19 protein-coding genes are annotated in these 22,896 nt (G+C 43.0%); 6 read left to right on the top strand and 13 right to left on the bottom strand.

Annotation, left to right across the window (positions count from 1 at the left end):
• Positions 1–147: 147 nt before the first annotated feature.
• From B3S92_RS00290 to B3S92_RS00260, 7 genes are all read right to left on the bottom strand, one after another.
• Positions 148–618 carry a hypothetical protein gene (locus B3S92_RS00290; protein WP_296201749.1) on the bottom strand — a complete coding sequence of 157 codons (471 nt, stop codon included), beginning with the start codon at positions 616–618 and terminating at the stop codon, positions 148–150.
• Between the two features lie 201 nt (positions 619–819).
• On the bottom strand, positions 820–3,750 hold the full coding sequence (locus tag B3S92_RS00285) for a valine--tRNA ligase (protein WP_296201748.1): 2,931 nt from the start codon (positions 3,748–3,750) through the stop codon (positions 820–822).
• A 134-nt stretch (positions 3,751–3,884) separates the two neighbouring features.
• Positions 3,885–4,376, bottom strand: coding sequence for a YbjQ family protein (locus B3S92_RS00280; RefSeq protein ID WP_296201747.1), 492 nt, complete (start codon positions 4,374–4,376; stop codon positions 3,885–3,887).
• A 55-nt stretch (positions 4,377–4,431) separates the two neighbouring features.
• On the bottom strand, positions 4,432–4,878 hold the full coding sequence (locus tag B3S92_RS00275) for a YbjQ family protein (RefSeq protein WP_296201745.1): 447 nt from the start codon (positions 4,876–4,878) through the stop codon (positions 4,432–4,434).
• Positions 4,879–4,881: 3 nt separating this feature from the next.
• Positions 4,882–5,433: a YecA family protein gene (locus tag B3S92_RS00270; RefSeq protein ID WP_296201743.1), complete on the bottom strand. Its 552-nt coding sequence runs from the start codon at positions 5,431–5,433 to the stop codon at positions 4,882–4,884.
• A gap of 220 nt (positions 5,434–5,653) precedes the next feature.
• Positions 5,654–5,905 (bottom strand): PA3496 family putative envelope integrity protein, encoded by a 252-nt coding sequence (locus B3S92_RS00265; protein WP_296201741.1) that lies wholly within the window; start codon positions 5,903–5,905, stop codon positions 5,654–5,656.
• Between the two features lie 175 nt (positions 5,906–6,080).
• Positions 6,081–7,535, bottom strand: a complete 1,455-nt coding sequence (locus tag B3S92_RS00260) for a hypothetical protein (protein WP_296201739.1) — start codon at positions 7,533–7,535, stop codon at positions 6,081–6,083.
• Positions 7,536–7,632: 97 nt separating this feature from the next.
• On the opposite strand from B3S92_RS00260, the gene serB reads away from it, so the two are divergent.
• The 5 genes from serB to hemJ all read left to right on the top strand — a co-directional run bounded on the left by serB (position 7,633) and on the right by hemJ (position 12,559).
• Complete coding sequence (gene serB / locus B3S92_RS00255; protein WP_296201736.1) at positions 7,633–8,937, top strand: phosphoserine phosphatase SerB; 1,305 nt, start codon at positions 7,633–7,635, stop codon at positions 8,935–8,937.
• 416 nt (positions 8,938–9,353) lie between these two features.
• Positions 9,354–9,800, top strand: coding sequence for an AciT family ciprofloxacin tolerance protein (gene aciT, locus B3S92_RS00250; RefSeq protein ID WP_077451068.1), 447 nt, complete (start codon positions 9,354–9,356; stop codon positions 9,798–9,800).
• Between the two features lie 384 nt (positions 9,801–10,184).
• Complete coding sequence (locus B3S92_RS00245) at positions 10,185–10,691, top strand: hypothetical protein (RefSeq protein WP_077451067.1); 507 nt, start codon at positions 10,185–10,187, stop codon at positions 10,689–10,691.
• A gap of 260 nt (positions 10,692–10,951) precedes the next feature.
• On the top strand, positions 10,952–12,040 hold the full coding sequence (gene bioB / locus B3S92_RS00240) for a biotin synthase BioB (protein WP_296201734.1): 1,089 nt from the start codon (positions 10,952–10,954) through the stop codon (positions 12,038–12,040).
• A gap of 84 nt (positions 12,041–12,124) precedes the next feature.
• Complete coding sequence (gene hemJ, locus B3S92_RS00235; protein WP_077451065.1) at positions 12,125–12,559, top strand: protoporphyrinogen oxidase HemJ; 435 nt, start codon at positions 12,125–12,127, stop codon at positions 12,557–12,559.
• A 25-nt stretch (positions 12,560–12,584) separates the two neighbouring features.
• On the opposite strand, the gene B3S92_RS00230 is transcribed toward hemJ, so the two are convergent.
• The 6 genes from B3S92_RS00230 to B3S92_RS00205 form a co-directional block, all read right to left on the bottom strand.
• A complete protein-coding gene (locus B3S92_RS00230) occupies positions 12,585–13,322 on the bottom strand; it encodes a hypothetical protein (protein ID WP_077451064.1) in 738 nt (245 codons plus the stop codon).
• Positions 13,323–13,419: 97 nt separating this feature from the next.
• Positions 13,420–14,526 (bottom strand): RNA-guided endonuclease InsQ/TnpB family protein, encoded by a 1,107-nt coding sequence (locus B3S92_RS00225; protein ID WP_296201729.1) that lies wholly within the window; start codon positions 14,524–14,526, stop codon positions 13,420–13,422.
• Between the two features lie 223 nt (positions 14,527–14,749).
• Positions 14,750–15,238, bottom strand: coding sequence for a hypothetical protein (locus tag B3S92_RS00220; protein WP_077450345.1), 489 nt, complete (start codon positions 15,236–15,238; stop codon positions 14,750–14,752).
• A gap of 47 nt (positions 15,239–15,285) precedes the next feature.
• Complete coding sequence (gene rph / locus B3S92_RS00215; RefSeq protein WP_077450346.1) at positions 15,286–16,002, bottom strand: ribonuclease PH; 717 nt, start codon at positions 16,000–16,002, stop codon at positions 15,286–15,288.
• Between the two features lie 193 nt (positions 16,003–16,195).
• On the bottom strand, positions 16,196–17,959 hold the full coding sequence (locus tag B3S92_RS00210) for an AMP-binding protein (RefSeq protein WP_296201726.1): 1,764 nt from the start codon (positions 17,957–17,959) through the stop codon (positions 16,196–16,198).
• 415 nt (positions 17,960–18,374) lie between these two features.
• Positions 18,375–20,105, bottom strand: coding sequence for an AMP-binding protein (locus tag B3S92_RS00205; protein ID WP_296201724.1), 1,731 nt, complete (start codon positions 20,103–20,105; stop codon positions 18,375–18,377).
• Positions 20,106–20,527: 422 nt separating this feature from the next.
• Between B3S92_RS00205 and parC the strand changes: the two genes are divergently transcribed.
• The gene (gene parC / locus B3S92_RS00200) at positions 20,528–22,828 is read left to right on the top strand and encodes a DNA topoisomerase IV subunit A (RefSeq protein WP_296201722.1); all 2,301 of its coding nucleotides are present in this window, start codon (positions 20,528–20,530) and stop codon (positions 22,826–22,828) included.
• The last annotated feature ends 68 nt before the right edge of the window (positions 22,829–22,896 follow it).

The raw sequence follows: 22,896 nt of genomic DNA, 5'->3' as shown, positions 1-22,896 counted from the left end.
AAAACTGAAAAAAGGGGCAATTCTAATCCTATAAAACTAGAAAAGCCACCAAATTGGTGGCTTTTGTCTCACGGAGTCTTCATCAGTTTGTTTAATGATTAAGGCTACTGTATGAAGTTTTAAGTGGAAGTATAAGTTAACTATAATCTATAGTGAGCAATTAGGTTCTAAGTTGGTCTTATAAACATAAGAGAAGTTTTGTCCATTAGGAAAGGCACGTTGCAACTCAGGCTTACTAAAGGTTTGATTTAACATAAGCGCTTGTTTTGGTACTAATTTATCTACTTTGATGTATGAAAATACTGGCTCGTTTCCGTGCTGTAGTCCTATGGAGTTTTGCATAGGTATAAGCTGGTACTGCTCCACACTTACTTGCTTATAGCTGCCATCGATATAACACTGAAAACGATAGTTATAGCTCATTCCATTTTTAAAGCTAACCACAGCCGCTTCCCCATTCATCCCTGAGGTCATGGCCCAATAGCCGTCATATATACCTTGAGGCAATTGGTAACTGCTACTAGGAGAATTGGGCGCCATACCGGTACTGGCACAGCCTGACAATAATAAGGCACTACTGATCATGGCAGCAGCGGTAATCTTCATACGATAGCTCATAATCGTTCCTTGATTTTATGGGTTAAGTGAGTCATTTCATATTAACGCTATTTACATCGTTTGCAAATATTATCGGTTATAAGAGACAGTATTTCTGTAAACTTTAGCGTAAGTAGAAAAAAAATTGAGAACTTGATTAAGACCCATAAAAAAACCACCCAATATTGGGTGGTTTTCTCTATCACGCTAAATTATAAAGAATTAAAGTGCTTTTAACTGCTCCATCTGCTCGCTCATCACTTTAAGCTGACCTTCTAGCTCTTCTAACTTAGCCTTCTCCGCCTCAACGACTTCTGCAGGGGCTTTGCTGACGAAGCCTTCATTGCCAAGCTTACGGGCGATACCCTCAGCCTGCTTCTGTAACTTCTCTTGTGATTTGGCCAGACGATTAAGTTCAGCCGTTGGGTCAATCAGACCTTTCATTGGAACCAATACACGCAGTTTACCGACCATACTTGATGACGATAATGGCACGTCGTCACGTTGTTTTAAGATGGTTAAGCTTTCTACTTTGGCTAGCGCTTTAAACTGGTTTTCGATACGGTTTAGACGTTCTAGTTGCTCCTCAGTGATGTTCTCAAGTAGCACAGGCAGACGTACCGCATTACCCAGCTTCATCTCACCACGAATGTTACGCACGCCAGCGATGAGCTCTTGTAGCCATGTCATGTCATCTTCAACTTGAGCATTTACTTGAGACTCGTCCACTTCTGGGAACTTCGCCACCATGATGCTGTCGCTATTTTTGCGATCTAATAGCGGTGCAATAGTCTGCCAAATCTCTTCGGTCAGATACGGCATCATTGGGTGCGCAAAACGTAGCGCCGTCTCTAACACATGTAGCAGAACATAGCGGATTTGCGCTTTACGCTGCTCTGATACTGCGCTGTCGTTCAAGCTCGCTTTGGCAAGCTCCACATACCAGTCGCAATATTCATTCCAGATAAACTCATAGATATCGTGGCTGACCATATCCAAGCGATACTGCTCATAATGCTGATGAATATTGGCAACCGTCGAGTTTAGGCGACTCATAATCCATTTTTCTGGCAATTCCCATACGTCCGCATTGGCTGCTGTATCGATAGGTAGAGCGTTACCTTCTTTGTCGACACAGTTCATCAATACGAAACGGCTAGCGTTCCAGATTTTATTACAGAAGTTACGATAGCCTTCTACACGTTTTAGATCAAAGTTAATGTCACGACCGGTGCTGGCTAAAGAAGTAAAGGTGAAACGTAGTGCATCCGTACCATACGCAGGAATCCCTTCTGGGAACTCTTTACGGGTTTGCTTCTCAATCTTAGCCGCATCTTTCGGGTTCATCATATTGCTGGTACGTTTTTCGACCAAGGTTTCTAAGTCGATACCATCGATTAAGTCGATAGGATCTAGTACGTTACCTTTAGACTTCGACATTTTTTGACCGTGGCTGTCACGCACCAACCCATGCACATATACGGTTTTAAACGGAACTTGTGGCGTACCATCCTCATTCTTCATAAAGTGCATGGTCAGCATAATCATGCGAGCGACCCAGAAGAAGATAATATCAAAGCCAGTGACTAAAACGCTGGTTGGGTGGAAAGTCTCAAGCACGCGCTTATCATCAGAGCTATCGCCCCAGCCTAGGGTACTAAAGGTCCATAACCCTGAACTGAACCAAGTGTCTAGCACGTCTTCATCCTGACGCAGCTCAACGCTGTCATCTAGATTGTATTTGCTACGAACTTCGGCTTCATCACGGGCAACATAGATATTGTCGTCATTGTCATACCAAGCGGGAATGCGATGACCCCACCATAGCTGACGACTAATACACCAGTCTTGTAGGTCGGTCATCCATGCCATATACATGTTTTTGTACTGGGCCGGCACGAACTCAATACGGCCATCTTCTACCGCTTCGATAGAGGGCTTAGCAAGCTGTTCAACCGCAACATACCACTGGTCTGTCAACCAAGGCTCAACGATAACGCCACTACGGTCACCACGAGGTGCTTTTAACGCATAGTCTTCAATCTGATCTAGCCAGCCCTCATCTTTAGCTTGTTCAACTAACTTTTTACGGGCATCAAAACGATCTAAACCTGCATAGGCTTCTGGGGTAGTTTCAAGCTCAGGATTGCGGGTTTGCAGATTGGGATAAATCTCCATCTCTGGCAAGATATGCGCATATTTATCGAAAATATTAATAAGTGGAGTGTTGTGACGGCGGCCCAGCTCATAGTCATTGAAATCGTGAGCAGGAGTGATTTTAACCACACCGGTACCAAATTCAACATCAACATAATCGTCAGCCACAATCGGCACTTCACGACCAGTGAGGGGTAAGGTAATAGTTTTACCCACTAGGTGGGCATAACGCTCATCTTTCGGGTTTACCGCAACCGCGGTATCGCCCAACAAGGTTTCAGGACGGGTGGTTGCTACCACCACATAGTCTTTACCGTCTTGAGTCTTAACGGATTTATCGGTGAAGTAATAACGGAAATGCCACAGCGAGCCTTTCTCGTCATGGTTTTCAACTTCTAGATCAGACAAGGCGGTTTGGAACTTAGGGTCCCAGTTCACCAGACGCTTACCGCGATAAATAAGCCCGTCTTCATGCAAACGCACAAACACTTCTTTTACCGCTTTGGATAAACCTTCATCCATGGTGAAACGCTCACGTGACCAGTCAACCGATGAGCCTAGACGACGAATCTGACGAGTAATATTACCGCCTGACTCTTCTTTCCACTCCCAAACTTTATCGATAAAATCTTCACGGCTAAGGTCGGTACGCTTGATGCCCTCGGCATTTAGACGACGCTCAACCACCATCTGAGTAGCGATACCGGCGTGGTCAGTGCCTGGCTGCCACAAAGTGTTCTCACCCAGCATACGATGGTAACGGGTTAACGAATCCATAATGGCGTTGTTAAAACCATGACCCATGTGCAGGCTACCAGTCACGTTCGGCGGTGGCAAGGCAATAGAAAATGACTCATCACTGTCGTATGTCGGCTTAAAGTAGCCTTTTTCTTCCCAGTCTTGGTACATGCCCTTTTCGACTTCGCCTGGGTTATACGCATTTTCTAATTGTTTTAATGCTGATTGGATAGATGCCGTCAAATTTTGATTGCTCATAATAGAAACGTCTTATGGTTAATGATGGAGGTTGAAAATAAAACACAAAATATAAATGAATGGGATACCCTGATTTTAACGCAGATGGCGCAATTTTGTTAGATGGTAAAACCAAATCTGTAAGCGCAAGAAGGCTACATAGGTAGAGGTGGCGGAACTCGAGGGTTGTCCACGCTATATACGGCAGTGCCATAAGCGATGGCTTCGACCATACTGCCGGTAAGATTTATACTGGTCACTTCTAGTCGCAAGCCGTAAACTTGATTATAGCCCAAAAACTGAGCTTCTAATTTCATACGCAGCACAGCTTCACGACGGGCCCGCTCTAATAAGGTCTCATAGGTGGTGAGGTTTTTGCCAAACACACTTAACAAACGGGCAATAATCATTTTAAAGAAGTCTTGGGCTATAACCACGCTGCCCATTACCAGTACGCCTTGGGTGTCATCGCTGATTTTGGGCTGATAAAAGCGCTCACTTGAAACAACAATATGGCCCAATTCTTTTTCGGCCACATCAAGATATTTAATGTGATCCCCCTCATTAAGGCGGCCAAATATCCAGCCCACAAAAAACAAGCCAATAAAAATAATATTATTAAACAGAAAATCTAACACCACATCCATTACCTTAAGCCCTTATAGTAAGTGATGTCGATTAAACCTTGTCTCTGGCTCAAAGTCATTGGTTTTTCGTGCCTTCCGGTGGCAAGGGGGGAACCTGCGTCGCTTGAGGGGCAGCAGTAAAAGGCTCGCTATAAGGATTGGCCGTAGGCGCTGTGCGATTATTGAAGGCAGTACCCCTATCAGGAATAGCTCTAACCGCGGTGCCATAGACAAATAGCTCAGAAGCCCCTTGTGCAATACTCGAAGTAGAAAATCGGATACCCACAACAGCATCAGCGCCCAACGCTTCCGCCTTTACTAACATACGATCTATCGCCTCTTGACGCGACTCTTCCAGCAATTCGGTATAAGCAGTCAATTCACCACCGACAATATTTTTTAGGCTGGCGAAGATATCTTTCCCGACATGCTTTGAGCGTACGGTACTGCCATATACCACATCCAATCGTTCGGTTATGATATAGCCTGGCAGGTGTTCAAGATTAGACAGTTGTATGCTCATTTTTTACTCTTCAGTATTAAATAATAAAAACAGCTCGCTTAGGTTGCCTTCAATGCTATTGGCCATCTGTGCCAAAGCATCATCGTCACGGCGAATGGCCGCTAAATCTTCATCTTCCTCACCGTCGACGGTATCAATGCCGCTAAATACCATCATCGGTAAGGTTAGCATGGCCACATCTTCAGAGCTTTCTTCATCGCTAAACCAGTCTACGTTTTCATCGCCGTACATGGCGTCAACGAAACCAATCGACCAAGCGGTTAACTCAGATTCTGGAGAAAAATCCATTTCCCCTGAGTCTTCATCAATCTTTAGCGGCAAGGCAATGCCTTCTTCGCTTTGTAAATCTTCTAATAACTCCGCACGCCATTCTTTAATAGCCGCTTTTACCTCAGCACTGACCTTAGAGTCTTGCCCCTCAAACAATAGGGATAACCAATTCGGTAAAGGCTTGCCGACTATGGTTGCGGTGAAAAATCCGTGAGTGGCCACACTGTCTAGCCCATGGGCATTGGCGTCAGAATCCAGGAAGTTTTGTAACTCTTCTAAAGTCATAGTATTCTCATTTATTTTTAATTTGGAAAAATTGCGGGATATTTTTTTGGCGCTAATTTTTGGCGCTAATAACAGTTGGCGCTAGTAACAGCAGGGCGTGGCAAATAGAATGTGGTGGTGTGAATGAACAGTAGATGTGTTTATTCTCCCACTAAATTATTTAGAAAAAACTTAGTAGGTAAAAAAAGGGCAGCGGTCAGCATGGGGCTAACCGCCTATATTATTCATCTTCAGCTTCGTCATCGAAGTCTTCATCATCAAAGTCTTCGTCATCGAAATCGTCAAAATCATCATCAAAACCATCTCTTAGCTCACGAGCCAAGCGTTTTTCTTCTAACATGTTATCGATTAGACGACGTTTTTCTAAACTGGTTAAGCGTGCCGCTTCTGCTTCTGCTTCGTCCACTTTTTTTGCGTCATCATCATCTTCAAAGTTTTCATCATCGAAATCATCAAGATCATTATCACTCATTTCATCATCCTCTTATGTTAATGGTCTGGTCTGATCTGACCTATTAAATGTAGTGGGTTACTTTTAACTGATTACTAGTTGATAATTTTTAGCCATTATCAACAACCTATACCTATATTCATAAAAACGCTAGTTTAATTAAGTTAGCCCATTAAGTTAATAGGTAATGGCAAATTTAATTTAGAGCCGAAAGTAGCACTGCATCACGAACATCGATCAAACGCTGCATCATCGAATCGTTCACCCCTTCTAAGGAAGCACAATCACGCTCATACACCGTAGTTGGGTTTTTCAAACTGTTCAACTGGATGTAACCACGCAACTGTTTGATTCCCTCTACCGGCAACAAGGCAAGGATATCCCCTGCTCTTGCATTATTAATCAACAACTGCTCCATTTTTTCACTGGTAGCCTGGTCACTTACCCCAGCGACTACCTGTAAAGCAAAACGTTGTAATTCACGATGCTTGATATAAGTGACTTCATTTAGCATGACATAAGCTTTGGCCAACATAATTGCGGCCAGTCCTGCCCTACTATGGCTAGTGGTTGCTAAAAATTCAACCGTTGCCCCATTCTCATCGAACACCGGCTTATTATTTAGTTTAATACCAAATAAAATCGGTTGTTTTATCAGCTCATCAATCGTGCGCTGTAACAGCTGAGTACATAGGGCAAAGTAAGGCTCTGACTTTTCAAACGCTAACGCACTTAATAAAGAGTTAGGGTCATAAAAGCGAATTTTCACAGTCGCCACTTCAATGGGTCTATTGGCCATCAAAGATTGCGGCTTAGCTTCAGTCGTTGCGGCCCGTGTCTCTGTATTAGCAACATCTGCTGCTTCACTCTCTGTCTTGCCAGCGGCATTATCATCTATTTTGGTTAAAATGTCTCGCTGAGAGTCACCTGTATTGTCCGCAGCCGTTTGTTCTGAGTGTTTAGCCTTAGGATCACTCTCTTCAGCCCCCTCTTGCTGAGTCTTAATATAATTTCCCAGCGCTTGGTGGATGCTTAGTCCATCTCCAGGACGAGTCTCTTCTGATGACTCAGAATCTTGACGTTGCAGTGCTACTCGGCCCCTTCCCTGACCTTGGTTTTGAGTGATCAAGTAGTCCTGTACATCCCGACTAAGCGCTGCCAATTGCTCACGGGTAGGACGTGCCACGTAGCCGTATAACAGCCAAATCAGCAGATGGGTAATAAACGACCCCAAGATAAATATCCACTGTGAGGCAATAATCTCACCATTACCCGTATCGCGTAAAGTCATATTAACGGTACCAATAACGGTATCGCCCATAATGACTTGGCGACTCATGGTTTTACCTTCTAAAAGCTGAGCTTCGCCGGTTTGGATTAAGACCTGATCATCAATGTCTTTTACCGTTAAACTGGCGACTGTGTTTTCACTGGTATATCTTCCCGTTAAAACACTTAAGCTCACTTTATCTTTACTCAATAAAGGCAGTTTTACTTCGTCAATCAGTTGAACAAGCATTCTTTCGCCGGTTTGCATTTTAAGCTCATCAAGCTGCTGATTGGTGCTAATTAACAGCAATGTGGTCTGAATAAAAAAGCTGATGAGAATAATTATGGCAAACAAGCCTTGCCGTGGCGCTAAATAGGTCATGTTATGCTAAACTTTTGTTAGTAGGTAGGGGTGTCCCGTCTTGGGCACGCTCTATTATTCCTAATCTTGCTTACGCTTACAAGGGGCTTAGCTCACCATGACAAAAAATACTACAACTAACTACCAAAATAATGCGATTTTGGCCTCTCAAGACACCTCTGTATCCTTGAGCAATGCCACTGCAAACTTTGCCCACTTCGGTTCAGGCATGACTGCGCACTTAAAAGCTTGGATTACTGCCTTACAAAAAGCCAACGACTTATTGCCAAGCCACTTACGCTTTGACGACGTGGATTTTGCAGAAGAGAGCCAAGAAAATGGCAAAATCTCTTTGAGCCTTATTGAACAGTTAGAAGATCTGCCAGTATTTGCGCTGTCAGTTGTGGTACAAAAGCAGGCTTTATTACCTGTAGAAACTGGAGAGGATAAAAAGGCGGCTTTCGAGGCTCATATCGCTGATTGGGCGGCCCAAAATCCATTATGGCAAATTATTAAAGTAGTTCGTAGTACCGATAGCCTACAGGACAATACCGGTAGTGACCGCTTGACCCCGGTGTTTACCTACCGCTATATCTTAATGCCGGCAGACACTGCCATCATGCAGCCGGGTAAAAAATCAGCCGCCGCGCGTCTGCTTGATGACGGCATTACCTCACATTTGCGTCAATTTATCGAAACCCTACCGATCACCCACAACCTAGGCGGTGATGCAGCCATTGACTGTCATATTGTGTCTTTGGCAAAAATGTTACGCCCCCACCGTGTCGCGGTATTTGACATGGACTCTACCTTAATTGAACAAGAAGTAATTGTGGAGTTGGCAAAACACGCCAACATTGGCGATCAAGTCAGAGAAATTACTGAGTCAGCGATGCGCGGTGAGATAGACTTTGATACCTCTTTTAGTGAGCGAGTGGCCCTACTAGAGGGATTGTCTACCGATGCTTTAGATGAGATTCAACAACAGCTCACCTTGTCTGCTGGAGCACGCACCCTTATCGCTACTCTGAAGTCTTTGGACTATCACACCGTCTTGGTCTCTGGCGGCTTTACTTATTTCGCTGAGCGCATTGCTAAAGAGCTTGGCATCGATGAGGTGCATGCCAACGACTTAGATATTGAAGAAGGTGTAGTCACCGGCAATGTAAACCTGCCTATTGTTAATGGTGAGCGTAAGGCTGCTTTGGTTCAGCAAGTGGCAAATCGCATGAACATCAGTACCGCTCAAGTTATTTGTGTCGGTGATGGCGCCAATGACTTGTCTATGATGGCCCTTGCCGATTTAGGCGTGGCTTATCATGCTAAGCCTATCGTGCGTGCGCGTGCTGATGCCGCTATTAATGCCACAGGGCTTGAAGGCGTACTATACGTTTTAGGCTATGCCGCTCAAGACCTACTATAATCGTTAATAACAGTAATCATATAGTCTCCAGCAATATTATGGTTAGCGTAAAGTCAGATTCTATTCCTGCTACTAGTGGCTATAGAGTCTGACTTTTTTATTTGCTATTTTTTGAATGGGTGTTCTAACCCCGATAATTTGCAAAAAAGTTAGCTTGTTGGGTTACCCTGAAAAATATTTACAAAATAAATTATTTATCTTTTTTTATCTTTTTTTGTGAGTATTAAGCCCCCTCTAGTCTAGACGAGGGTGTCAAATTTTTGCCAAAACTAAACGACAATGATTGTCGTAAGTTCTCTAGTTATTCTTTGTATTTTAAAAAAACATCGGCATAATAACTATCAACCAATCGCAACATTCGACTTCTTACACACAGCTTTGTGTTGTACCTGTTGACCGTTCACGAGGCAAATTACATGGCAACTTTTACCACTATAGCCACCAGCACGCCTGGGCTATCTGGCACTTTTAATTGGTCTACTTTAGGTTATATGCTTCTCGCTGTAGGCATATTAGCCACTTACCTATCTGGTCGTCGCTATCTGTTGGGTTACTTACTTGGCGGTATGGGTTATTGGGTATTAATCGAGGGCATCCAATCAGTCGTGGTTAATGTCACCTCAATGAGCAGTGGTTATGGCTATCTAACAGCTGTTCTACTTACTATTGCTGTGGCAGGCTCTTATTTAGGCTACCGCTATAAGCAGTTTGTCGCTACTATGGAAACTCAAAAAACTGGGGTTGAATCATTAAGTCGCCGTACTGCGCCCGTTGCGGCAGCCGTTAAAGCACGCACCCCGAAAGATAAGTATATTGAACATACCCCTATTTATAACAATTACAAACCACGCTTTCGCAATTAAGTTAGACCCATTAATTCAAATTAATTAACTGAAGCCAATAACAACCCAATAATAAAAAGTCCAACTCACTAATTTATCTAATAACAAACAACCAAAACCTTATAAATTTTCGTAATCCTTAATTAATACCTTCATAACGCCTCATTAACTTAATGAGGCGTTATTGTTTTTATGGCAGTAGCTTTTAAGGCCTTACCTTTAAGCTAGTAATTTTTAGGATAGTGCTTTTAAGCTAGAAAGTTGGCAACAAACTAGCTTACCTAGACTTGCAAAACGCTTACAACTGGCCATATAAATTGACAATAATATGGATTACAATAGCGATATATTTATATTGTGGCTTTATAAGCTACTTAATACCTCTCTTTTTATCTGGACTTAATTATGTTTACTGTGCCTGTATTAAATATCAAAGCCAATCCTTTAGACGCTTTATTGGCCGTGGTTGGCTACCGCTTATCTATGTTAGCCAAAAGTGATGACCCCAATATTCAGCAAATCTTAGAAGGTCGTAAAGTATCGATCGAGCTTGGTAGCGAAGCTGACGGTATTGCTCGCTATTATGTATTTGATGAAGGTACTTTTCAGCAATATGCTGGTAAAGCAAATGAGCCAAGCCTACGTATCGACTTTAAAGACTCAATGACTGGCGTTAAGCTATTAACCGGCGGTGACGTAGCCGCTTTCATGACGGCCATTCAAGACAAAGAGCTTAAAATGGAAGGCGATTACAGTCTGTTGATGTGGTTTAACCAACTGGCCAAACATATCGTTCCAGCGGTGCCAGAAGAGCTTAAGCCTCTATTAGAAAAAGCTCGCCCGCTAACTGAAAAAGCCCAAAGCTTAGCCACACAAGCCATTAGCTTAGCAAAACAAAAACTTTCTAAGTGAAATAAATTGCCCTTTATTTTAGGTTTATTGTTTACTTGGAATGAAATAAATTAAAAGCCTTTAAACTTTTACTCAATGCCTAAGTGGTTTATGCTACTTAGGCATTTTTGTTACTCTGAATAGCTACCATTAAATGATACAATTAAGCCAATTATAAAATTCATGCTAATAATAAAGCGACTTGAGAAGTAACGCAGCTAATTAAATTAGCCCAACTTCATTACATTACTACACGTTGCTATTTTACAAAGGATTGTCACATGAGCACCTTGGTTCACCCTGGTATCAATACCCATGTCGAGGGTAATAACGAAATAACAGCCATAACAGATCTTCAAAACTCGACTAAAATTAGCCGAGACTACATTGAGTCGCTGTTTGAAATGCCCTTTATGGAATTATTGTTAAAAGCACAAAACGTGCATCGTCAGCATTTTAATGCCAATGAGGTCCAAGTTAGTACTTTGTTGTCTATTAAAACCGGAAACTGCCCTGAGGACTGTGGCTACTGCTCTCAGTCTGGTCATTATCGCGACAAAACTGGGCTAGAGGCAGAAAAGCTATTGCAAGTTGAGAAAGTAATAGCAGCCGCTAAAAAAGCAAAGGCTTCAGGCTCATCTCGTTTTTGCATGGGTGCAGCATGGAAACACCCTAGTGATAAGGACATGCCTTATATTGCCACCTTAATCAAAGAGGTCAAAGCTTTGGGGTTAGAGACCTGTATGACCTTGGGCATGTTAAACGCTGAGCAATCACAGCAGCTGGCAGACGCCGGACTCGATTACTATAATCACAACTTAGATACCTCGCGTCGCTATTATGATGAAGTAGTGACTACCCGTAGCTATGATGACCGCCTGCAGACTATTGATCATGTGCGCCGCTCTGGTATTAACGTCTGTAGTGGTAGTATTGTCGGTATGGGGGAGAGCCGAGAGGACCGTATTGATTGGGTGCACCAATTGGCCAGCATGCCACTGCCACCAGAGTCTATCCCTGTCAACCTATTGGTGCCCATTAAGGGCACACCTCTGGGCGATAAAGTGCTCAGTGAGGGGCAATTACCAGTGCTCGAGTGGATTCGCACCATCGCTGTAACTCGCATTTGCTGTCCTAGCAGCTATGTTCGTCTGTCGGCGGGACGTGAAAGCTTGTCTGATGCTGAGCAGGCCTTGGCCTTTATGGCCGGTGCTAACTCCTTCTTTTATGGGGATAAGCTGTTGACCACAGGTAACGCCAGTCAATCCAATGATGACAGACTGATGAATCAGTTGGGACTAAAACCGATGGCGCCAAAACCTGCGTTAACGGTTATCGATGCTCTAAGTGGCCAAAAGAGCCAGGTTTAAAAAAGACCACGTTTGAGGGTTGAAAAACCCTATAATTAAATTCATATCCATAACTAAATCAGTAACTTAACTGGGATAATAACCATGGTAGATTATTTTAACTGGATAAAAGCAGCCCACGTCATCTCTATGGTGTGCTGGTTCGCGGCTATATTCTATTTACCCAGATTGTTTGTTTACCACGCCATGAGCGAGGATAAAGTGAGTCAAGACCGCTTTGTCATTATGGAGCGTAAGCTTTTTCGGGGGATTATGACCCCCTCGATGATTGCCACTTGGATTTTTGGGTTATGGATGTTGGTCTTGGGGTGGGAAGCTTATAAAACTCAAGGCTGGCTGCATGTTAAGTTACTGCTAGTGGTTTTATTGTCCGCTTATCATGGCCTTTGTGGTATTTATCGCAATAAGCTGATTGAAGACCCCAACTACAAAAGCCACGTCTTTTGGCGCTGGTTCAATGAGGTACCAGTACTTATTTTAATAGCAGTGGTGGCATTGGTGATCGTCAAACCTTTTTAAGTTCAGTCAAGCACCCCTATTAAACTTATAAGCTTGGGCGCATCACGTTATAGGTATGCGAGACATCGTATACCTTATAACGGGCTGGCTCATTGCGACTTTCACCCGCATAACTTAAGATCAACGCCTCATTATTCTCCCGATTAAGCCATCCCACAAACAGACCACTGTGCTCAATATCATTGTAGCCATGGTTGATATAATACAGCCAATCTCCCGGTCTTATTTCATTGGTATCGATAAAAGGACCGTACGGATACTCGCCTTTAAATACTGTCTCTTTGCTTACCCCTGCTCTGTTAAAAGCTGCATTTAGATAATCCCAGCAAGAGCCTTTGATAATCTCTTTATTATCTAGTGCCATTTGGCGTACGGTGCGTAGCACTTGTTGACTCGCTCCTACCGATCCTTGCTCAGCTCGGTACAATGTGTCTATATGCTCAGCTTTAATGTTGGGGGCAGAAGCATAGTTTTGATAAAAACTTGCTGTTGCCGGTGAGCCAAAAATAGGGGCAGCGCCATAACCCTTCATAGGACTATATTGACTGAAATTCTGGCTCTTTTGGCGAATAAGATCGGCCAAATCATCAGCGTGTAGCAGTGAGTTTGGTAGGAGTCCTAACGACACGGCAGTAATCAAAGGCAAGCTCTTATTAGCTATCAACTTTAAGCTGTGACGACAGTGACCACCTAGGCGGTTTTTAGCATTAGAAAACTGGGCTTTTTTTCTAGAGAGCATCATTTCGAAAGTGGACACATCCATGTATCCCTCCTTAATAGCAAGCCAATATTTCAGGTAATTACTTAATTTCTCATATCTACCTAATGGTTAATATCCCCAATTTGACCTCCTCCCCTCGCTAAACCGAGGGGATTCCTACAGCTAGACGGTCAAGCCCGACCGCAAGGATGTTCTTAGCAGCATTGATATCTCTATCATGCCATGTGCCACACTCAGCACACCTCCATCCTCTTATTCGCAAACCTGCTCTATCTTTCGGACTACTGTCACTTATTTTATGGCAGCACGAACAGGTCTGGGTAGTGTAACTCTCATTTACGATCTCAAGCTGACAACCTGCATGCTTGCATTTGTATTCCAGTTGTCGTTTAAGTTCAAACCAACCTGCATCGTATATCGATTTAGCGAGCTTGGTTTTTTTAGTTGTAAATGAGCGTGATTTAACATCACCAACCACAATCAAGGCATTACTCTGCACTAGCTTTGTGGTGAATTTATGAATTAAGTCTAATCTTGTATTTTTAATTTTGGCATGAATTGCTTTAACACGTTTTTTATTGTTAGCACGCTGGGCTACTGCTAATTTATTAGCCCATTTTTGGGTCTGCTTAATAGTAAGTTTATCACCCATTGAGGTAGTAGCAGACTCTTTTAAGCCCAAATCAATTCCAACGCCGCCCTTACCACTTACTTGCTTAGGATGGTCTTTAACGGTGATACACGCATACCAACGATTACGACTGTCTTGTACTATCTCAAGCGTGTTGATTTGATATAGGCTTAGGTTGTAGCTATCGAATACATCGATGATGAGCTTTTGACCTTTAGATAGGGATAGCTGTAGGGTTGATTTCAGTGCTTTTTTACCGCTTTGTCTTGTGCTTAGGTATTTAATGGCTGATTTTTTAAAGGGTATCCAACCTAGGCTTTTACGTTTGGCATCAGCTCTATTAGTACGCCAGTTAAGTTTGGCTTTTCTAAATTGTTTACGTGATTTAGCGTGTGTCTCATTGATAGCCTGTAAGGTCTGACTGTGTAATCCTAAATACTCACCGCTACCTTTGGTGTACTCATTTAGATCATAAGCACTAAAAAACTTACCGGTACGTTTTAGATGCTCAAAGCAAAGTGCATTCACATAGTTCCACACGAAGTTCACTGAACCGCTTAGCTGATTCAGCTCTTTTATGTGTTTGTCTTTAATGCGTAGCTTGAGTGTTTTCATACCTTTAGTATGGCAAGTCTAATTTTGACTTACAACCCTTTAACGACTTCTTACGACAGTGTGTGTCGCCTTATATCCACCCCCTGAAGTGGGTGGTTTTACGGCGACTGGGGATAAAAGGACAAGTTAAGAAGTAATGCTATAAGAAAAAAAATAGAGAGAGAAAGAAAAACAAGAAGAGAAATGAAGCTATGAAATAAGCTGGGTATGGGGATAACAGAAACTAAGAAGACTGCATCTTAATATTGGCATTACGCTTGCCAAATTTTTGGCCTTGAAGGATAGCCTGCATCACCTGAGCCTCTTTTTGACTATCAAAGCCAGAGACCTGACACTTGGTATCTCCATCGACTGTGGTAATGGTTAATAGCGTATCCACAACCTCGATTGTGTCATCGGCAGCCAAAGTAATATGCTGAGTTTTACCAAATTGATTGTGTACGAATTGACCTGGCTGTACTTTCAGTAGCCCTGAAGTAATATGGTTTTGGACCCCTTTTTGACGCTCACGCAGTCTGTTAAATACATAACTACCGATAATCAGTAGCCCTAACGCCCCTATAGCGAGGCGTTCAGGCAATAAACTCATGGCCATGGCCACGGCCAAAGCACCCGCCAATAGAGCCACTGCAAACCAAAACACGCCGTTTCCTTGACCGCCTGTTTTGCCTGACAAAGTTATGTTGGCACCCTTATCCGTAACCTGCAGCATAATTTGTTGTGTCCTATTGGCTGAGCGAATTATCGGCTAATACTTGTTTACCAGCCTAACGCGGTTTGTTGTAACTTCACTAAATCTGCAATGCCTTTTTCGGCCATCGCTAACATTTTATCCGCTTCAGCACGGGTAAAAGGTTTTTCTTCTGCTGTACCCTGAATCTCGATAAACTCGCCTTTTTGGGTCATCACCACATTCAAGTCGGTATCACAGCTTGAATCTTCTTCATAGTTTAAGTCTAGCAGAACTTCGCCGTTTTTCACTCCGACAGACACAGCCGCTACTAACCCCACTAAAGGATCTTCTTTCAGCTTTTTCTTCTGCTGTAACACTTCTAGCGCATCGATAAGTGCGATGGCTGCGCCAGTAATACTAGCAGTGCGAGTCCCCCCATCGGCTTGTAATACATCACAGTCCAAGTAAATGGTGTTTTCACCCAGCTTATTTAAATCTACCATAGCGCGTAAGCTACGACCAATCAAACGTTGAATTTCTTGGGTACGACCTGATTGCTTACCACGCGCAGCTTCACGCTGATTGCGGGTATTGGTAGCTCGAGGTAGCATGCCATATTCTGCAGTCACCCAGCCTTGACCTTTACCCTTTAACCAACGAGGCACGCCCGCTTCAACACTTGCCGTACACAACACCTTAGTGTCCCCAAAACAGACCAAAACTGACCCTTCGGCGTGTTTGGTGTAGTTACGTTCAAAAGTTACTGTACGCAGTTGATCCAGCTGGCGGTTATCTATACGCATCGCTAAGTTATATCCTTTGTCTTTGATTGGTAGGGTTCTTTATTTAAAGTAGGGCTTTTACTAAACAAACTAATAGAGCTACTTTTAATAAAATTATTGCAGGGGTAATAAAGTTTTTTGCTTTATTGCCCCAAAAGTTGGGGCATCGTAACTTGATGACTAACCAATAGCAAGCGTTAGTCATCGCTACTCTTTACTCCAAACCTTCCATTTTACGCAGCTCTTTACGTAGGATTTTGCCCACGTTTGATTTTGGAAGATCATCGACGAACTGCACAATACGGGGACGCTTATAGCCGGTCAATTGCTTTTTACCAAAATCAAGCAACTCTTGTTCGGTCACATTCACACCAGGCTTTTTCACCACAAAGATCTTTGGATCTTCGCCGCGATTGTCGCTAGGGACACCAATAGCCCCCACTTCTAAAACGGCCGGATGCTGAGCCATGGCTTCTTCAATCTCGTTAGGATAAACGTTGAAACCAGAAACCAAAATCATGTCTTTTTTGCGGTCTACAATCTTGATAAAGCCTTTTTCATCTAAGATACCAATATCGCCTGTCTTAAAGTAACCGTTTTCAGTGAAAGCTTCTTTGGTGTCTTCAGGGCGATTTTGATAACCCACCATTACTTGAGGCCCTTTAACGCAAATCTCACCGCGCTCACCCACTGGCATCTCATTACCTTCATCATCAATTAAGATGATATCAGTGCCTGGTGCAGGTACCCCAATCTTGGCCGTAAATTCAGAGATATTCATTGGGTTAAAGCTCACCACAGGCGAGGTCTCAGATAAGCCATAGCCTTCTACAATAGGTAATCCTGTCAGCTCATGCCAAGCTTTGGCAACGCTTGGTAATACAGACATACCGCCCCCAATAGAGGCTTTTAGATTAGAGAAGTCTACATTCTTAAACTTCTCATTGTGAACCAAGCCATTAAATAAGGTATTTACTGAAGGAATATAGGCAGGCTTGTACTTATCAATCTCTTTTACCAAGCCATCTAAGTCACGTGGGTTAGGAATCAATAAGGCGGTACAGCCCTTATGCATAGAGTACATACCACATACCATAAATGAGAACACATGATACAGAGGCAGCGCAGCCAACAGTACTTCACCGCTGCTAGTATCGCCAAAAGCGGCTCGCATAACCGTGTCAATCTGTAGCATATTGGCAATAAGGTTACCATGAGTCAACATCGCGCCTTTCGCAACACCCGTAGTCCCTCCAGTATACTGTAGTAAAGCCACATAACTTTGGTCCAATGTGGGACGCTTATATTGATGGGCAGATACTGACTCTAAGGCTTTTTTGAAGCTAATGCTGTTTGGCAAAGAGTAACTGGGTACCATTTTTTTGACATGACGTACTACGGTATTGACCACTAAGCCTTTAACCAAGCCCAACATATCGCCCATGCTACAGACAACCACATGTTTTACAGCACCTTTGTCTTCTACTTTTTCAAAAGTTTTAGCAAAGTTTTCAATAATGAAAATGGCTTTGGCACCACTGTCTTTAAGTTGATGCTCAAGTTCACGACTGGTGTATAGAGGGTTGACGTTAACCAGAATCATGCCTGCACGCAGTACCCCTAGCGCCACTACCGGGTATTGCAACACGTTTGGCATCATCACCGCTACTTTATCACCCACTTTAAGCCCTAAAGATTGAAGGTAAGCTGCAATTTGACGGCTGCGGTTGTCTAGTTCACGGTAGGTTAAGCTGGCTCCCATACAGACGTAGGCGTCACGATTGCCATAACGAGCGAAGTTACGCTCGAACACTTCTAATAAAGAGGTGTCATCAGCAGGCTTTTCAATCGAAGAAGCTAAGCCATAACGCTCATAAGATTCTAGCCAAGGGCGATCACTAGGGATATCAGGATAAGTTGGAAAAGTACCATGAAGGTCACTTGGAGGGGTCTGAGTAGGGTTAGAAGCTGTCGTCATGTAATTACCTGTAGAATTATTTTAATGGAATAATAACTGCATTATTAAGCATGGCTCTTTATCAAGTAAGAGGTTTTAAAGTTATTTTTTAGTAAATAATGCATTGGTGATAGAGTTGTATATAGTTTTTTCTATAACTTTCAGTAAAGCAGGTGGCTATTTCATAGCCATAAAAAAACAAGCTTTCGCTTTTTTTAAACAAAAAAAGGATACGTCGATAAATGCTCGTATCCTTTTGAATTAATCCTTTTGAGTTTTTATTGTACTCGGTAACTAGGTAAACTTAAAGTAGCTTATTTTAACTGGATTTAAAGCAAAGCCTGTCTGTTGTAACTAACTTCTATAACCCTGCTTTGCTCTAAAACCAAACTATATACCCTCTAAACCCTATACAATCTAATAAACTCTATACAGTCTAAGCTTTATTCTTAGCGGCTTCCATTTCACGTAAATCCTTACGTAAAATCTTACCTACGTTTGATTTGGGTAACTCATCAACAAATTCAACAAAACGAGGACGTTTATAGCCGGTTAGGTTTTCTTTGGCATAATCTAGAACTTCTTGCTCAGTCAAGCTTGGGTCATTAGCCACGATAAAGATTTTCGGCACTTCCCCACTCTTGTCACTTTCAACCCCAATTACTCCACACTCTAAAATCTTGGGATGATGTGACATTACGTCTTCTACTTCGTTTGGATAGACGTTGAAACCCGAGACGATAATCATGTCTTTTTTGCGGTCAACAATCTTGAAGTAACCCTCTTCGTCCATCACTCCGATATCACCGGTACGGAAGTAACCATCTGGGGTCATAACTTCAGCCGTTGCCTCTGGACGTTTCCAATAGCCTTTCATCACCTGAGGGCCGCGCACGCTAATCTCACCGCGTTCACCAATGGCAACTTCATTGCCTTCTTCATCTAGAATGGCCATATCTGTCGCTGGGAATGGCACCCCAATATTACCAGGGAACTCATCTAGGCCCATAGGGTTAGCTGAAGCAACCGGTGAGGTCTCTGATAAACCATAACCTTGAACAATAACGTTGCCAGTCCCTTCTTTCCACTTCCTAGCGGTGTCTGTTAGTACAGCCATACCCCCGCCCATAGACATCTCAAGCTTACTATGGTCTAGTGCTCGGAATTCTTCACTATTAATTAGCCCGTTAAACAAGGTGTTAACTGCTGGGAAGAAAGCAGGTGGATAATCTTTATAGGCTTTAAGCAAGCTTTTGCCATCACGTGGGTTGGGCACCAATGAGTTAATGCCTCCTGTGCGCAGCCCGTACATACAGCAAACCGTAAATGAGAAAATATGATATAGGGGTAAAGCAGTCATAATAACCGGCTGCTCATTCAATTTCTCATACTTGTCAAAAGCATCGCCAATATAAGTGTCGGCTTGAATCAGGTTAGCAATTAAATTGCCATGAGTTAACATTGCCCCTTTAGCAACCCCTGTGGTACCCCCAGTATATTGCAGTACCGCTACATCTTCTAAACCAATATCGGTAGGACGTTTGTATTTCTTTTTGGCCCCAACTTTCATCGCTTTTTTGAAGTTAACGCTGCCTGGAATATTGTAAGCAGGTACCATTTTCTTCACATGGCGAACCACAGTATTAACGATAAAGCCTTTTACCGGACTCATTAAGTCGCCCATAGACGCAACGACCACATGATCCACGGTCTTGCTAGCAATATCAGCATAAGTTTTTGCAAAGTTTTCTAGGAGAATAAGGGCTTTGGTATCTGAATCTTTTAGCTGATGCTCAAGCTCATGAGTGGTATAGAGAGGATTGACGTTCACCAAAACGAAACCGGCACGGATAACGCCTAGGATACAAATTGGAGATTGTAGAATGTTGGGCATCATTACCGCCACTTTATCGCCTTTTTTTAGACCCAGTGACTGTAAGTAAGCGGCAATGTTTTTGCTGTAGGTGTCTAAATTATCAAATGATAGCTCTTGATTCATACAGACAAAAGAGATTTTGCCTTTATACTTAACAAAGCTTTCTTCAAAGATTTCAATTAAAGAGGTGTTGGCTGGTGGCATTTGAATATCGTATTCCATGCCAAACTTTTCGTAAGTTTTTAACCAGGGTCTTTCATTGCGGCGAAATTGAGTGGTTTGATTGTCCATAATCTGTAAAACTCCTAAAATCCTACTTAAACTTTTTAATTCATTAGCATAATTTATTGTGTAATAACAATAAAATAGCCACTAGTGGTATTTTTGTATCTAAAATACACCATTTAACTTCTATATGACAACTAATATGTTAATAAAAATCAAAAATAGGCATGACTGACTAAGTTATTTAACCTATTAAATCCAACGTCATCAGTTGACGCATAGAATTCATATTGTCTTTTTAATTTAGCGGATATCCTATACGATACGCTAACTATATAGTGGATAGCGCGCCGCTACTGCTATAATACCCCTATCTAACGATACTATAAAGACTGCTCTATACTTTAAAACACCTTAAAACAACAACACCTTCTATTTTACAGACCCCTAAAAACTTTTTCATATAAAACAAGGCAAAATTACTGATTATGTCTGATATTTCAAATATCCCACCCTCTTCAGCTGTTATTCCTAATGAAGCGATGGACACTCGCTCTGTAGCAGAGTTCACAGAACAGGCTTATCTGAACTATGCCATGTACGTGATTATGGATAGAGCTTTACCGCATATTGCCGATGGTTTAAAGCCGGTACAGCGCCGTATTATTTATGCCATGAGTGAGTTGGGACTGAAATCCACCACCAAGCCCAAAAAGTCGGCACGTACCGTCGGTGACGTCTTAGGTAAATACCACCCGCATGGTGATACTGCGTGTTATGAAGCCATGGTTTTGATGGCGCAGCCTTTTAGTTATCGCTACCCTTTAATCACCGGTCAAGGTAACTGGGGTAGCCCCGATGACCCTAAGTCTTTTGCGGCCATGCGTTATACCGAAGCCAAAATGTCTGCCTATGCCAATACCTTACTGGCAGAGCTTGGACAAGGCACCGTCGACTGGCAAGATAACTTTGATGGTTCGATGCAAGAGCCGGTTACCCTGCCCGCTCGCTTACCCAATATCTTATTAAATGGCACCACAGGTATTGCTGTGGGTATGGCCACTGATATCCCTCCACATAACTTAAATGAGGTGGTTCGAGCGGCCATTCGTCTGCTAAAAAATCCAGAATTATCGGTCAAGCAGCTGACGCAGTCATTGCCAGCTCCTGACTTACCGACAGCGGCCGAAATTATTACGCCCAAAAAAGATTTACAGGCAATGTATGAGTCGGGACGCGGTAGCTATAAAATGCGAGCGGTTTATCATGTCGATAAACAAGAAAAAAACTTAGTTATCATTGATGCCCTACCGTATCAAGTTTCTGGCAATAAAATTCAAGAGCAGATTGCCAAACTGATGATAGAGAAGAAGCTGCCTTGGGTGGTGGATATCCATGATGAGTCGGATCATGAAAATGCTTGTCGTATCGTGCTAGAGCTTCGTTCTACGCGAGTCGATGTGGACCGAGTGATGAGCCACTTATTTGCCAGCACTGATCTTGAAACCAGCTATCGTGTTAATATGAACATGATTGGCCTAAATGGCAAACCTCAAGTCAAGAACTTAAAAGAGATCTTAGAAGAGTGGCTGATCAGCCGCCGTCAAGTGGTCACCCGTCGCCTATTGTTCCGCTTAGACAAAATCGATAAACGATTGCACATCTTAGCTGGCTTACTGATTGCTTATCTTCATATTGATGAAGTCATTCGCATTATTCGTGAAGAAGACGATCCTAAAATGGAGCTGATGAGCCGCTATGATTTAAGCGAAATTCAGGCCAATGCTATTTTAGACATTCGCCTGCGTCAATTGGCCCGTCTTCAAGAGATTGAACTTCGTACTGAGAAAGACGAGCTTGAGGCCGAGCGCGCCACTATCCAAGAGCTACTAGACAACCCTGAAAGCCTCACTAATCTAATAATTGAAGAATTAGAGGCGGATATGAAGGAGCATGGTAACCCTCGCATGTCGCCAGTAGTAGAGCGTAAAGAGGCCACAGCGCTTAAAGAGTCAGACTTAGTACCTAGTGAACCCATCACAGCTATATTATCTAAAGCAGGATGGATTCGGGCTGCCAAAGGTCACGATGTTGATGCCACTGGCATGAGCTTTCGCTCGGGTGACAGCTATCAAGCCCATGTACGAAGTAAGTCTAATGAAAAAATCCATATCATGGACAGTACCGGTCGCAGCTATAGCATTGATGCCCATACCCTAGCCTCTGCTCGGGGCCAGGGAGATCCATTAACCAGCGTGTTAAAACCCGCAGCTGGTGCTAGTTTTGAGCAGCTTTTGGCTGGTGATGAACAACAACGTATTATATTAGCCAGCTCGCAAGGCTATGGCTTTATTAACACCTTAGGCAATCTAGAGACCAATCAAAAAGCGGGTAAAAACGTCATTAATTTCGATGAAGATGCCAAGCTTTTAAAAGTGGCCTATATCGATGTTAAGTCTGATACCGCAGAAGATGAGCAACGTGAGGTAGCGGCGCAAGACCAAATTGCCGTGGTGACTTCCGCAGGTTATTTATTGATATTTGCGATAGATGAGTTGCCGGAACAGCAACGCGGTAAGGGTAATAAACTGATTAATCTAAAATCAGGGGAAGAGGTTATCGCCGTTACAGCTCTGCATCATGAAGACAGCTTAACCGTCACTGCAGGTAAACGTCATGTGACCTTAAAGCCTATGGACTTGGCCAACTATACGGGTAAACGTGGCAACCGGGGCGGTCAACTTCCCCGTGGTTTCCAAAATGTGAATGATATTGAGGTGGCAGAGTAACCGTTTACTCTGCTGCTTACCCTAACTGGTAAATAGCGTTGTTCCTCTGATAACCTTTGAAGTGAGTA

It is taken from the genome of Psychrobacter sp. UBA3962 (assembly GCF_002385225.1).
Lineage (GTDB): Bacteria > Pseudomonadota > Gammaproteobacteria > Pseudomonadales > Moraxellaceae > Psychrobacter.
This window is presented reverse-complemented; position numbering and strand designations above follow the sequence as displayed.

Excerpts from the sequence above, each read along its gene's own strand:
- parC (WP_296201722.1), top strand. The coding sequence starts at position 20,528 with ATGTCTGATATTTCAAATATCCCACCCTCTTCAGCTGTTATTCCTAAT.
- B3S92_RS00225 (WP_296201729.1), bottom strand. The coding sequence starts at position 14,526 with ATGAAAACACTCAAGCTACGCATTAAAGACAAACACATAAAAGAGCTG.
- B3S92_RS00220 (WP_077450345.1), bottom strand. The coding sequence starts at position 15,238 with ATGCTGCAGGTTACGGATAAGGGTGCCAACATAACTTTGTCAGGCAAA.
- B3S92_RS00290 (WP_296201749.1), bottom strand. The coding sequence starts at position 618 with ATGAGCTATCGTATGAAGATTACCGCTGCTGCCATGATCAGTAGTGCC.
- B3S92_RS00210 (WP_296201726.1), bottom strand. The coding sequence starts at position 17,959 with ATGACGACAGCTTCTAACCCTACTCAGACCCCTCCAAGTGACCTTCAT.
- aciT (WP_077451068.1), top strand. The coding sequence starts at position 9,354 with ATGGCAACTTTTACCACTATAGCCACCAGCACGCCTGGGCTATCTGGC.
- B3S92_RS00230 (WP_077451064.1), bottom strand. The coding sequence starts at position 13,322 with ATGGATGTGTCCACTTTCGAAATGATGCTCTCTAGAAAAAAAGCCCAG.
- rph (WP_077450346.1), bottom strand. The coding sequence starts at position 16,002 with ATGCGTATAGATAACCGCCAGCTGGATCAACTGCGTACAGTAACTTTT.
- B3S92_RS00275 (WP_296201745.1), bottom strand. The coding sequence starts at position 4,878 with ATGAGCATACAACTGTCTAATCTTGAACACCTGCCAGGCTATATCATA.
- serB (WP_296201736.1), top strand. The coding sequence starts at position 7,633 with ATGACAAAAAATACTACAACTAACTACCAAAATAATGCGATTTTGGCC.
- B3S92_RS00245 (WP_077451067.1), top strand. The coding sequence starts at position 10,185 with ATGTTTACTGTGCCTGTATTAAATATCAAAGCCAATCCTTTAGACGCT.
- B3S92_RS00285 (WP_296201748.1), bottom strand. The coding sequence starts at position 3,750 with ATGAGCAATCAAAATTTGACGGCATCTATCCAATCAGCATTAAAACAA.
- B3S92_RS00260 (WP_296201739.1), bottom strand. The coding sequence starts at position 7,535 with ATGACCTATTTAGCGCCACGGCAAGGCTTGTTTGCCATAATTATTCTC.
- B3S92_RS00205 (WP_296201724.1), bottom strand. The coding sequence starts at position 20,105 with ATGGACAATCAAACCACTCAATTTCGCCGCAATGAAAGACCCTGGTTA.
- bioB (WP_296201734.1), top strand. The coding sequence starts at position 10,952 with ATGAGCACCTTGGTTCACCCTGGTATCAATACCCATGTCGAGGGTAAT.
- B3S92_RS00280 (WP_296201747.1), bottom strand. The coding sequence starts at position 4,376 with ATGGATGTGGTGTTAGATTTTCTGTTTAATAATATTATTTTTATTGGC.
- hemJ (WP_077451065.1), top strand. The coding sequence starts at position 12,125 with ATGGTAGATTATTTTAACTGGATAAAAGCAGCCCACGTCATCTCTATG.
- B3S92_RS00270 (WP_296201743.1), bottom strand. The coding sequence starts at position 5,433 with ATGACTTTAGAAGAGTTACAAAACTTCCTGGATTCTGACGCCAATGCC.
- B3S92_RS00265 (WP_296201741.1), bottom strand. The coding sequence starts at position 5,905 with ATGAGTGATAATGATCTTGATGATTTCGATGATGAAAACTTTGAAGAT.